General features: G+C 60.1%; 9 protein-coding genes and 1 pseudogene. 6 read left to right on the top strand and 4 right to left on the bottom strand.

What is annotated here, in order from left to right; all coding sequences use genetic code 11:
• The 3 genes from VGI36_02205 to VGI36_02195 all read left to right on the top strand — a co-directional run.
• Nucleotides 1-1,024, top strand: a 1,024-nt coding sequence (locus VGI36_02205; protein HEY2483926.1) for a DUF1329 domain-containing protein, incomplete at its 5' end; no start/stop codon positions are given.
• Nucleotides 1,025-1,498: 474 nt separating this feature from the next.
• Nucleotides 1,499-2,812 (top strand): DUF1329 domain-containing protein, encoded by a 1,314-nt coding sequence (locus tag VGI36_02200; GenBank protein ID HEY2483925.1) that lies wholly within the window; start codon nt 1,499-1,501, stop codon nt 2,810-2,812.
• A gap of 402 nt (nt 2,813-3,214) precedes the next feature.
• On the top strand, nt 3,215-4,501 hold the full coding sequence (locus VGI36_02195; protein HEY2483924.1) for a DUF1329 domain-containing protein: 1,287 nt from the start codon (nt 3,215-3,217) through the stop codon (nt 4,499-4,501).
• A gap of 445 nt (nt 4,502-4,946) precedes the next feature.
• Here VGI36_02195 and jag read toward each other — a convergent pair whose 3' ends face one another.
• The 4 genes and pseudogenes from jag to rpmH all read right to left on the bottom strand — a co-directional run bounded on the left by jag (nt 4,947) and on the right by rpmH (nt 8,484).
• The gene (gene jag / locus VGI36_02190) at nt 4,947-5,852 is read right to left on the bottom strand and encodes an RNA-binding cell elongation regulator Jag/EloR (GenBank protein HEY2483923.1); all 906 of its coding nucleotides are present in this window, start codon (nt 5,850-5,852) and stop codon (nt 4,947-4,949) included.
• Nucleotides 5,849-7,528, bottom strand: a complete 1,680-nt coding sequence (gene yidC, locus VGI36_02185; GenBank protein HEY2483922.1) for a membrane protein insertase YidC — start codon at nt 7,526-7,528, stop codon at nt 5,849-5,851. Before yidC ends, jag begins: the two co-directional genes overlap by 4 nt.
• Before the next feature lie 417 nt (nt 7,529-7,945).
• Nucleotides 7,946-8,290, bottom strand: a pseudogene (gene rnpA, locus VGI36_02180) (ribonuclease P protein component).
• A gap of 35 nt (nt 8,291-8,325) precedes the next feature.
• On the bottom strand, nt 8,326-8,484 hold the full coding sequence (gene rpmH, locus VGI36_02175) for a 50S ribosomal protein L34 (GenBank protein ID HEY2483921.1): 159 nt from the start codon (nt 8,482-8,484) through the stop codon (nt 8,326-8,328).
• A 337-nt stretch (nt 8,485-8,821) separates the two neighbouring features.
• Here rpmH and VGI36_02170 point away from each other — a divergent pair, with 337 nt between their 5' ends.
• The 3 genes from VGI36_02170 to mnmG all read left to right on the top strand — a co-directional run bounded on the left by VGI36_02170 (nt 8,822) and on the right by mnmG (nt 12,708).
• Nucleotides 8,822-9,160, top strand: coding sequence for a HEAT repeat domain-containing protein (locus tag VGI36_02170; GenBank protein HEY2483920.1), 339 nt, complete (start codon nt 8,822-8,824; stop codon nt 9,158-9,160).
• 137 nt (nt 9,161-9,297) lie between these two features.
• Complete coding sequence (gene mnmE / locus VGI36_02165; GenBank protein HEY2483919.1) at nt 9,298-10,698, top strand: tRNA uridine-5-carboxymethylaminomethyl(34) synthesis GTPase MnmE; 1,401 nt, start codon at nt 9,298-9,300, stop codon at nt 10,696-10,698.
• A gap of 138 nt (nt 10,699-10,836) precedes the next feature.
• Nucleotides 10,837-12,708, top strand: coding sequence for a tRNA uridine-5-carboxymethylaminomethyl(34) synthesis enzyme MnmG (gene mnmG / locus VGI36_02160; protein ID HEY2483918.1), 1,872 nt, complete (start codon nt 10,837-10,839; stop codon nt 12,706-12,708).
• The last annotated feature ends 22 nt before the right edge of the window (nt 12,709-12,730 follow it).

Here is a 12,730-nt window from a genome sequence, read left to right as displayed (position 1 = left end):
TCGAAGCTTGGTCGGGTATGTAGCAGGCCAACCATTCCCGCTGATCGATCCGAACGACCCATATGCCGGCACCAAGATCGTATGGAACCTGGTTTACAAGCCGTTCTACTCCGACGACTATGACCTGCGTTTTTACGACGGTGATACAGAATACACGGCCAAGGGACCCCAAAAAGACCAGGTAGCGTACTTTCAGATTGGCCACTACATGGGTTACGACCTCGTGGGCCGCACCGAAGTCGAGCCGCTGCCAATCGATCCGGATTTCAAGATCACAAACCGCCTCTGGATCTTCGGCTTGTATCCAGTGCTGGCGCCGATGGAGATTCGGGGCGCTGGCTTCATTCGATGGCGCTACGCAGGTGCCAATCGGGCCGACGACACCTGGAGCCTCGGTGCAGGCTCACGCCGGGTTCGCCGCCTCGACGAGTCTATCTTGAGCTCTTCGGCAGCCTCGGGCACGGCAGCTTTTTCCTGGGACCCCGATCATTACTCGGGATTCAATGCGAAGACAGAAGAGTATGAGTACAAAATGCTTGGCGAGAAGAACATGCTTGCCACCGTCCATGCAGAGCACTCGCCTGAGGTCCGATGTGCAACAGATGGGGGCGCGAGTGTGTGTCCGGAGGCATGGGAGATGCGGCATATGTACATCGTTGAGGCCACACCGCGTCCTCGCATTGTGCATCCGATCGACTCGCGCACCGTGCTGTACGAAGACTCCGAGATCTGGTTTAACCCGTACATCGACACCTACGATCAGGGCGGCCGGCTCTTTCGCACGCACATCTACTGGGTGGCCTACCGCGATCGTCCGGTTCCTGACGCCCGCGTGGCGATCTACCCGTTCAAGCGGCTGTTCGTGGTGGCCGCAATATCAACCGACGTTCAGTCTGGACAGGCGACCGTCGCTTATCTGCCAGGCATGGAAACGCCGGAGCGCGAGTGCTGGTACATCAACATGGGCGCGGTCGACAAGAGTTTCTTTACCACCGACGCATTGGTGCGTGCCGCTATTCGTTGAGGAACCGAAACCGGGATCGCGTTTAGGAACGCTAATCGCACAATGTACGGGCAGACGCGCATCTCAATGACGCTCATGGAGTGAAAGGCGGGCGGTTACGATCCAAAGGAAGGGACTATCAAACCTCGGGGAGGGTGGACCTGTTCTGATTATCAATGTGGGGCTCTCAGGCCACATTGTCAAAATCCGCGTACGAACCACAGCAGGCACGGCCTTGCGGGTCGTGCCTGCTTTTTTGTCCCTCATTTTGATGCCGCACCTTTAGGTCACGGGCCCCCAATGCGGAGAGCTTAAGTTAGACTTCCCCATCGATAAGAAAACGACACGTTCAGTACTGAGTTGAATTCATACATTCATTAGGAAACCACGCGGTCAATATTAGCGTTTGATCTTTCGGTCGGAGCGGACTAAATGTCCCATTTCGGGGAAGGCTGAGGCAAGCCCAGCCACCAAAAGCTCGACAGGAGGCCGCGTATGCGCACACCCAGATTTTTGGAGTGGTCTAAAATCGCATCCATCGTAAGCGTTGCGATGCTAATGGTTCTCGCCACGAGCCTAAGGAGTTCGGCAGAGGTGAAGCCGGGGGACTTCATCACCAAGGCTAATGCAACAAAGGTCCAGGATCTGCTATCGCCTGGCGTTTACTACAAGGTCGAGCGCGGGATGACTATGAAGATAGTCCCGACCGAGCGTATCGACTGGCCCCCGCCGTATAAGGATGCAACGGAAAAGTACTCAGGTCAGGTACGGCTGACCGACGATCATCGCAGCCTGGTGGGTTACGTTGCGGGACAACCTTTCCCGTTGATCGATCCGAATGACCCCTACGCCGGAACGAAGATCGTATGGAACCTGGTCTACAAGCCGTTTTACTCCGACGACTACGACTTGCGCTTTTACGACGCTGACACCGAGTATCAGGCCGAAGGCCCGCAGAAGGGACAAATCGAATATTTCCAGATCGGTCACTACATGGGCTACGACCTGGTGGGCCGCACCGAGGTCGAGCCTATGCCGATCGATCCGGATTTCAAGATGACCAACCGCCTCTGGATCTTCGGCTTGTATCCGGTGCTCGCTCCGATGGAAATTCGCGGAGTCGGGTTCATCCGCTGGCGGTATGCGGGCGCAAACCGAGGCGATGACACCTGGGGCATAGCCTCCGGCAGCCGTCGCGTTCGTCGTCTCGACGAATCAAGCCTGAGCTCGGCGTTCACCGCGGGGACCGCCGCGTTTTCGTGGGATCCGGATCACTATTCGGGATTCAACGCGAAGACAGAAGAGTACAACTACAGAATGCTCGGTGAGAAGAACATGCTCGCGACGGTTCACGCGGAGCATTCGCCCGAAGTCCGCTGTGCAACGGATGGTGGTGCGAGCGCGTGTCCGGAAGCTTGGGAGATGCGCCACATGTACGTGGTCGAGGCAGTACCTCGTCCGGGTAAGATCAACGCGATCGATTCCCGCACCATTCTGTACGAGGACTCGGAAGTCTGGTTCAACCCGTACATTGACACCTACGATCGTCAGGGTCGACTCTTCCGCTCGCACATCTACTGGGTAGCGTATCGCGATCGCCCGGTGCCGGACGCGAAAGTCGCGATCTATCCGTTCAAGCGGCTCTTCGTTGTAGCCGCAGTCTCAACTGACGTGCAGTCGGGTCAGGCCACAATGGCCTGGTTGCCGGGCTTGGAGACCCCGGAGCGCGAGTGTTGGTACATCAACATGGGCGCGGTCGACAAGAGCTTCTTTACCACCGACGCTCTGGTTCGGGCCGCAATTCGCTGAGGTCCTGAATCCTGGGGGTGACTGGCGCGGTCTCCTTGCACCGCGCCAGTCAAAATCGCGGTAAGCCCGCGGCGCTAAAAACCGCACTGGCGCACCCCTTGAGTTGCACCACTGCGCCACCGCTCATGTCCGAATCGCGTTCCGGACTCGCCGTGAAGAACTGTCCATTAGTCCCGCCTGCTGTATAGCGAAGACATACTTCTTCCGATATTAGAAAACTTCTCATTCATTATCGCGTAGGTACGCACCGAAATTAGGAAACGACGCGGTCAATATTAGTGTGTTGACGCCGGAAGGTTTTCGGGACTAATAATAGCGCACGCTTGGGGAACCGAATGCCGCGGTTTTAAGCCGCAAATTGCCTAGAGGAGGCTGCGTATGCACAGGAGCGCGCGTAGTTGGTTGAGTGCCGGAACGGTCGGAGTTCTGGCGACATTAACACTGCTAGTCTTTAGTCCGAGGAGTTATGCAGAAGTAAGGCCGGGAGATTTCATCACCCCGGCCAACGCGACCAAGGTCCAAGACCTGCTGTCGCCCGGCGTCTATTACAAGGTCGAGCACGGGATGAGCATGAAGATCGTCCCGACCGAGCGCGTCGACTGGCCCCCGCCCTACAAGGATGCAACCGAAAAGTATTCTGGCCAGGTCAGGCTTACGGACGATCACCGCAGCCTGGTGGGGTACGTGGCGGGACAGCCGTTCCCATTGATCGATCCAAACGACCCGTACGCTGGAACCAAGGTCGTGTGGAACCTGGTGTACAAGCCCTTCTATTCAGACGACTACGATCTGCGTTTCTACGACTGCGATACCGAGTACCAGGCCAAAGGCGCGCAGCAACAGCAGATCGAATACTTCCAGATTGGTCACTACATGGGCTACGACCTGGTGGGCCGCACCGAAGTCGAGCCGATGCCGATCGATCCCGACTACAAAATGACCAAGCGGCTGTGGATCTTCGGCCTGTACCCGGTGCTGGCGCCGATGGAAATTCGTGGCGTCGGCTTTATCCGCTGGCGCTATGACGGTGGAAACCGCGGTGATGACACCTGGAGCATCGGCTCTGGCAGCCGTCGCGTTCGTCGCGTCGACGAATCAATCCTGAGTTCGGCGTCCACCTCGGGGACCGCCGCGTTCTCGTGGGATCCGGATCACTACTCGGGGTTCAACGCGAAGACCGAAGAGTACAACTACAAGCTGCTCGGCGAGAAGAACATGCTCGCGACGGTTCACGCGGAGCATTCGCCCGAAGTCCGCTGTGCGACGGACGGTGGTGCGAGCGCGTGCCCGGAAAATTGGGAGATGCGCCACATGTACGTGGTCGAGGCGACCCCTCGCCCCGGTAAGATCAACCCGATCGATTCCCGCACCGTTCTGTACGAGGACTCGGAAGTCTGGTTCAACCCGTACATCGACACCTACGATCGCAGTGGCCGGCTCTTCCGCAGCCACATCTACTGGGTAGCGTATCGCGATCGTCCGGTGCCGGATGCGCGCGTGGCGATCTATCCGTTCAAGCGGCTGTTCGTGGTTGGTGCGGTATCGACCGACGTGCAGTCGGGACAGGCGACGATGTGCTATCTGCCGGGCATCGAGACGCCGGAGCGCGAGTGCTGGTACATCAACATGGGCGCGGTCGACAAGAGTTTCTTTACCACCGATGCTCTCGTCCGGTCCGCGATCCGCTAGACGACGCAAAGCTCATCGCTAAGCAAAAAACCGGCACGGTCCGAAAGGGTCGCGCCGGTTTTTCTTATCAGGCGGTGCTGCATCCTGGAGGTGATGACGGGCGCTAGTCTCGGCCAGGAGAACCGCAGCGCGGCGAAAACCATCCCCGCGAAAGTTTCGCTCCGCGGTCGGGGAACGAATTCCCTCGTTCGGACAGCTGTGCGCCTGTGGGCCGACGATCCTGGGTTGTGTCAGTCCGTTGTCACTCAAAGAGAGCGAGGCATCAGGTTTTGCGCATAAGGGCGAGTGCGAACCTCGAATGATAACGGGCAGACGCGGCGCATCGTTCACGCCAAAGGAAGGCGTCGACACTCAGCGCGCGGTTGACCAGTTCAGCCTGGAATATTGCCTCGCCTATCTCGCGTCCGGTTAGTAGCAGAGCGAGTTGCGAAACCGACGAAGCACCTCACACAATGCGCTTCTGACCGTGCTTGAAGCCACCCTGCTCGCCGATTGGTTCCGGGGGTTCGGGGCGTTCCTGCCTCCGTCCGCGACTTTCGCCGCCTCCACCGCCACCGCCGCGTTCGCGTTCCCGGCGCTGGCCACCGCCGGCCGGCACAATCTCGATCGAGCGCAGAAACCCGTCACCGCTCGATCGGGTGGTCAGCATCGGATCGTCTTTCAGCGCCAGATGCACCACCCGCCGATCTCGCGGCGGCATCGGGTCCAGCGTCATCGGTCGATGATCTCGCTTGGCCCGCTCGCCCATCGAGAGCGCCATGCGATGCAACTGCTGGCGGCGGCGGGCCCGGTAGGATTCGGTCTCCAGCACCACCGGAGCGGCGTCGCGAATTCGCCGTGCCACGATTCGATTGACTAGGTATTCGAGCGCGTCGAGGGTCTGGCCGTGGCGGCCGATTAGAATCCCGGACCCATCGCCCTTGATCTCAAGCTCGACTGACTCGGGATCACCTTGGGTCCGGAGCACCTCGGCCCGCTCGTCCATTAACTGGAGGACCTTGCTGAGGACCTCACGCGCCTCCTGCGCCAGCTGGTCGAGGTCCACGGCTTCGCGTTGCGCCTGAGGACGCTCTTCGCCGTCGTGCGCCTCAGCGGCAGCAGGCTCACGCGGATGGCGATCGACGGCAGGAGCCGGCGGCGGCGACTGAACTCCCGAGGTTACGACATTCGAGGTGCGCCGCGTCACGCGTACGCGTGCCTGGCGTGCACCGAGTCCAAGCACTCCGGCGCGAGGTGTGGCGAGAACTTCGATCACCACGTCATCTTCCTGCGCGGCGAGCTGTTCGAGTGCTTGCTTGATAGCTTCGTCTACGGTAGTGGCTGCGATTTCGATTGGTTCGTTGGTGCTCATGCGGTCACAGGACTGTTTTTGAATTCCCGGTTAAGAAAGACCTGCTGGACAACACCCAGCACGTTTGACGCGAAGTAGTATAGCGAAAGCCCGGCGGGAAAATTGACGAACATGACGGTGAAAATCAGGGGCGTCAACATCATCATTCGCTGCTGATTTGGGTCCGGCGAGGTCGGCGTCATCCACTGCTGAAAGAAGGTACTGGCGCCCATTGCGAGCACCAGCACCGGAATCCCATGGCAGTGCATGAACGGTATCTGCGGCATCCACGACACCGGCAGGCAATCGGGGGCCGAGAGGTCCTTGATCCACCAGATGAACGGCGCGTGACGCAGCTCCACCGAATTCAGGAGGGCTTCGTAGAGGCCGATAAAGATCGGTAGTTGCAGCAGCATCGGCAAACATCCGCCCACCGGGTTCACGTGGTTGCGCTTGTAGAGATCCACCATTTCGCGCTGTAAGCGCTCCTGGTCGTCCTTGAAACGCTCGCGCATCCGTTCCATCTGCGGCTGCAGCCGCTGCATCTTCATCATCGACCGCTGACTCTTGATGGAGATCGGCAACATCAGCAGCCGCAACATCACAGTCACCAGGATAATGGCCCAGCCGTAGTTGGGGACGATTTGATGAAAGAGCTTGAGCGCGCGCAAAAAGATAATCGCGAGCAAGCCGCTCCAACCGAAGTTGATGGACTTCTCCAATGCGGGGTCGACGGCTTCTAGAGCCTCCAGCAGCTTGGGACCCATGTAAACCCGGGCGCTCAGCCGATCGTTTCCCGAAAACAGCATCCGCGCGAGCGCCTGCTCGTTGGCAAAAGTCATCATCAGGGTCCCCGCGCTCGAAGTCGCGGGCAGATAGGCGCTGAGAAAGTAACGATCGCCGAATCCGGCGTAGGTGATGTTGCCGGTTACGGGGGCGACCCCTTTGCGCAAGGCTTTTTCGGCTTCCGTTATCGCCTTCCCGGTCACGTATGCCTGCAACTCCGGAATATCATAGTACCCGGCGTGTGGGTTGAGGGGTTGGCTCAACGCAAGCCCGATCGCGTCGTTTTTCGGGCCACCGGAAACCTTCAGATCGGTCGTAAAAGCGTAAGAGTCGCCGTGAAAAAGGAGCGTCTTCTCGATGGTGGTCCCGTCCGCTGCCTGCGCGTTTAGAACCAGCTTGGTACCTTCGTCCGCCGCGATGCGGACGCCCTGCGACGGCGAAATGGAGTAGTCCAGCGCGGAATCGGTCAGCACCTGGTCCCCGCGCGCAAGGATGGCACCCAGCGGCAGCACGTACTCACCCGTCTGAGGGACCAACTCGAACCATCCGCTGTCCGGCGAAGCGGTCTCCAGGTAGTGCTTCAGCCGAAAGCTCTTGATCCGCCCGCCGCGGCTCGTGATTTGAGCGACGTACTGATCAGTCTCGATGGTGACGAGCCGTTCGGGCACCGGGGGCCCGGCGGGCTGAAGCGAGGTGATACCCGAAATCGACGCGGACAACGGCTGCGCGGCGTTTTGCTCGATGGTCGCTGCCGTCGAAGGGGAGGTGGGGATGACCTCAGTTGCGCGCTGTTGCGCCAACTGCTCCTGCGGGCCAGGGGGCGGACTGATCCGCTTCAAGACCAGCTCCTGGTAGATAAAGATAAGCCCCAACGACAGGACTACGGCGAGAATTAGGCGGCTGGTATCCAAAATTATCTCTTCCTACTGTGCCCCGTCGCCGGAACAGTGTCGTAGCCATGGCCACCCAACGGATGGCATCGCGCAAGCTGCTTAATAGTCATTGCTGCCCCGCGACCTAGTCCGTGTTCACGGATCGCATCGGTTGCAAACCGGGAACAGGAAGGCTCAAACCGGCACGAAGGACCGAAAAGAGCGTGAAGCAGCGGCGAAAGAGTGAAGCGGTAAAGCCAGAGCGATCCGAGCGCCAGTAGCGCAAGTCCGCGCTGTGGTCCCTTCCGCTCCCTCGGCAGAGGCGCAAACCAGCCTCTAAGCGCCCATCCCGTGCGGGAACTGGAGAGTAAGCCTTGAAAGAATTTCCCTTTTGAGTTTGGTTCCACTTCCGATTCGGAGAAGGGGTGCGGGGTAAGGTTCGCTGGCATGCGACGGTCACCCATCACCCGCCTCGAGGCGCTTGACGACACTCAAGGTAGCAGCCGCAAGCTCGTAATTGATAGCCGATGTGTCGAGCACGCCCGCTCCAGAGAGTGCAACGATCACCGTGGCGACCCCTTCCGGAATCGCCATGCGCAGTTTGGTGCGAAAGCATTCCCGGACCCGGCGCTTCAGTCGGTTTCTCACGCTAGCGTTACCTATTCGGCGCGACACGGTGATTCCCAGCCGCCGTTCGGCTTCGTCTCCCAACCTTCCCGCGTAGAGCACGAAGTGTTTGCTTTGAGCGCGGATGCCCTTGCGTTGGAGGCGCAGGAACTCGGCGCTTCGATGCAACCGGTTGGTTTTGCTGAAGCCCTGTGGCGAGCGGTGCCGAGCTACCCTGGCTGTTTCTGCGGGATTGAGATGCTCAGCCGTTTGCGTCCCTTGGCGCGGCGGCGTTTCAGAATCTTGCGTCCACCGGGCGTCGCCATGCGAGCCATGAACCCGTGGGTGCGTTTTCGTCGACGATTGTGAGGCTGGTAGGTCCTTTTCATCAGGGGCCAATTTTATCCTGCCCGGGCCGTGGCCTCGGGGAGTTAGGTTCTAAAAGCGCGATTTTACTTCAGAATTTCCCTTGAGAGATAGCCGCGATCGAACCACACTGACAGGATTCGGGCAAGGGACTCGTGCAGCACCTGGGCCGTTTGCTTAACAGGGCTCATTGAGCGAATCTCGCACGCCTCGGCGGCGCGGAGCCGCGGCCAAAGTGGCGACGATTTGGCCCGAGTCTGCCACCCGGGGACCAAACACGGTATTCTGTGTGGTGGCTTCGGTTGACTGCCCGAGGGACCGATGGTGCGGCCTCGGTCGCGAAAGAGCAACTTGTAGGTCGTGCGAACTGGCAAGAGCGATATTCCGGACTGGCTTGAACTCACTCATAGTCCTGACCCGCGGGAGCGCCGCAAAGCACTCCACGCGCTCTGCCCATGCGAACTGAAAACCAAAGTTTCTGAAGTCTGGAAACGGGTTCTGGAGATGGCCGCCGACCCCGATGCTGCGGTTCGTCGCTGGACGGTACATGTGCTTTGCGATGGATCGCCGGTTCTCTATCATGGGGAAATTGTGCGGGTGCTGGAGAGTCTCTATCAGGACCCAGACGACCGTGTTCGGCGCGCGGTGCGCAAAGTGCTCGCAAACCACCGCCATACGGGCAACCTGAACGTTCTGTGAAATTACGGCGGCTGCTGCGGCCGCGATGAACTCTTCGCATCCGCTTAGAAGCCTGGAATCCGCAGCGAGGCATCACAACCAATTGGTTTCCATTGTGAGGACGGCCAGCGGCTCACTAGCGGTTGAACCTCTGACCGGTGGCGGTTAAGCAGCCGGGAATGTATATCCGCGATACGATCGTGGCGCCCGCGACTGCTCCTGGAGCGGGTGCGGTAGCAATCATCCGACTTTCCGGGCCGCTTGCGCTCGCAATCCTGCGGGCTATCTGGAAGCCGTCGCATCACGCCGCTCTCAAACCGCGGCGGGTTTATTTCGGTCATGTGATCGATCCGGACAGTGGCGCGCTGCTGGACCGCGCGCTTGCCTTCTTCATGCATGCGCCGGCGAGCCTTACCGGCGAAGATGTCGCCGAGCTTCAGATTCACGGCGGTCCCTTCCTGGTGCGGCGGATTGTGAGTCTAGTAGTCTCGCGCGGAGCCCGCCTGGCCGAACCCGGCGAGTTCACTCGTCGCGGATTCTTAAATGGCCGGATGGACCTTACCGAGGCCGAGGCGGTCGATGACCTCGTCAATGCGCGTGGAGAGGCGGGGCTGCGGCAGGCACTCGCGCTGCTCTCCGGCGCGCTTGCGCAAAAGGTCCGCGGACTCAGGGAGAAAGTCGTTGGCATCCGCGCCCATCTCGAGGCTGAGATCGATTTCTCCGACGAGGACATCCGGCTGCCCTCGCGCCGCCAACTCGCTGGCGAGATCGAGCAGATCATCGGCGATGTCGCAATTCTGCACGATAGCTTCGCACGCGGGCGCCTGGCGCGAGACGGTGCGCGCGCCGCAATTATCGGTAAGCCCAATGTCGGCAAGTCGAGCCTGCTCAATCTTCTCCTCGGCACCGATCGGGCGATTGTGACCGAGATTCCCGGCACCACCCGCGACGTGATCGAAGACACCATCCAGCTGGGGCCCATGCCGCTTACCATTCTCGACACCGCCGGCCTGCGCGAAGGCGGCGACGAGGTGGAGCGGCTCGGAATCGAACGCACTCGCCGATCGGTCGCGGAAGCCGACCTGCTGATCGCGGTGTTCGATTCGTCGCGCGCGCTTGATTGCGACGATGCTGCAATCGTCGCGTTATGTGACCATCGCTGCGGCGTAGCGGTGCTGAACAAAAGCGACCTGCCGGTGCTCTTCAGTATTTCAGCATTACACGCGGCCGGCCTCTCGATGCCGACGCTGGCAATGTCCGCGCTCACCGCCGATGGTTTGGAGCGGCTCCGCCAGGAGCTTGCGAGCACCATCGATGCGCTGGCGGGTCCGGGCGCCGAAAGCGAGATTGCGATTTCTCGCGGACGCCATCGCGATGCCCTCGCGCAGGCGCTGCGCGCGCTTAAGGCCGGCCGCGAAAGTGCGCTGCGTGCGATGCCACCGGAGATCGTCGCGGTCGACATCGCTTCCGCCGCCGATGCGCTCGGTGCGATCACCGGCGAGGTCAGCAACGAAGACGTGCTCGACAGGATTTTCAGCGATTTCTGTATCGGAAAGTAGCTGAGCGTCGGAGCGATACATCGCCCCCGAACGGATCAGCCACCCAGACGGCAGAAGTGGGATCTACAGACATTTGGGTGGTTAAGTTTCCCCTGCTTTGCTTCACCCTTTCCCGGCGCGATAATCTCGCTCTCAGCCATGAAGTACGACGTTATCGTGGTCGGCGCCGGGCACGCCGGAATCGAGGCCTCGCTCGCCGCGGCGCGAATGGGCGCCAAGACTCTGATGCTGACGCTCAATCTCGACCACGTCGGACAGATGTCCTGCAATCCCGCGATCGGGGGCATCGGCAAGGGCCACCTGGTGCGCGAGATGGATGCGCTTGGCGGTGAGATGGGCCTGGCGATTGATGAGACTGGAATTCAGTTTCGGTTTCTTAACACGCGCAAAGGGCCCGCGGTTCGCGCTCGCCGGGCACAGGCCGACAAGGCTGCATATCGTTCGCGCAGCAAGCGCGTGCTTGAGACTACCGGGAACCTGGCGATGCGTCAGGGCAGCGTCGAGCGCGTCATCGTCGAGAACGGGTGCGTCTGCGGGGTTGAAACCCAAATCGGGGAAATTTTCGAAGCGCGGACCGTGATCCTGACGACCGGAACATTTCTTAAGGGTCTGGTCCATATCGGGCTCAAGAACTATGCGGCGGGCCGCGCGGGTGACTTCGCCGCCATGGGTCTAAGCGAAGATTTAACGAAACTAGGCTTTCGCATCGGGCGACTCAAGACCGGGACCTGCCCACGCCTTGATTCGCGAACCATCGACTACAGCGAACTGGAAGTGCAGAAGGGTGACGAACCGCCGCCCGCGTTTTCGTTTCGCACCAAACAAATCTCACAGTCCCAGATACCGTGTCATCTCACACATACCAACCAACGTACCCATGAGATCATTCGCGGCGGCATCGATCGCTCGCCCATCTATTCCGGGGTGATTCAAAGCCGCGGACCGCGATACTGTCCCTCCGTGGAAGACAAAGTGATGCGCTTTAGCGACAAAGCGAGCCATCAGATTTTCCTTGAACCGGAAGGGCGCGACACCGTTGAGGTTTACCCCAACGGACTCTCAACGAGTCTGCCGCTCGACGTCCAAGTCGCGATGGTGCGGTCCATCCAGGGACTCGAGCGGGCAGAGATCATGCGGCCTGGCTATGCGATTGAATACGATTTTTCGGACCCGACGCAGCTCCTTCCGAGTCTGGAAACTCGCCTGGTTCGCGGGCTCTTCTTCGCAGGTCAGCTAAACGGAACCACAGGCTATGAGGAGGCGGGCGCGCAGGGTTTGATCGCCGGCATCAACGCCGCTCTTCAGGTGCGGAGCGAACCCGCGTTGATTCTACGCCGCGATGAGGCATACATCGGCGTGATGATCGACGACCTGGTCACACGAGGAATCGGCGGCGAGCCGTACCGGATGTTCACCTCGCGGGCGGAATATCGGCTCATTCTGCGCGAGGACAACGCCGACCGCCGGCTTGCGCCGATTGGCGAACGACTTGGTTTGCTCGATGCCCGAGCCGGCGAACGAGTTCGAAGCAAGACAACCCGGGTTGCTGCCGAAATCGCGCGTCTGCGCGCCACGCTGATTCCCGCGAGCGAAACCGTGAACGCCCAGCTGGCCGAGCGCGAGTCGTCATCGATTTCTCAATCCATGCGGGCGCTCGAGATGCTGAAGCGTCCGGAGTTGTCCTATGGTGACGTACTTCAGATGACGTCTCTTACAGAGCCGCTCGATGTCGATGAGGCGGCGGAGCTGGAAATCGATATCAAATACCACGGCTATGTGCAGCGCCAGGGCGAAGCGATCGCGCGGTTTCGGCGCCTGGAGGAGACAACCATTCCCGACTGGGTAGATTTTCATCTTGTACGCGGACTATCTACCGAGGTTCGTGAACGCCTGTCAGCATCCCGACCTCACTCGCTCGGCCAAGCCGCCCGTATGCCCGGAATTACACCGGCTGCGGTATCGATCTTGGCGGTCCATATCAAAGCGGGCGCGCGAGCCACCGCCGATTGAGTTGCCGGCGCCTGTCACGTTT

Source organism: Candidatus Binataceae bacterium (genome assembly GCA_036495685.1).
GTDB lineage: Bacteria > Desulfobacterota > Binatia > Binatales > Binataceae > JAFAHS01.
Note: the sequence above shows the minus strand (reverse complement) of the source record. Positions and strands in the feature narration are given on the sequence as shown.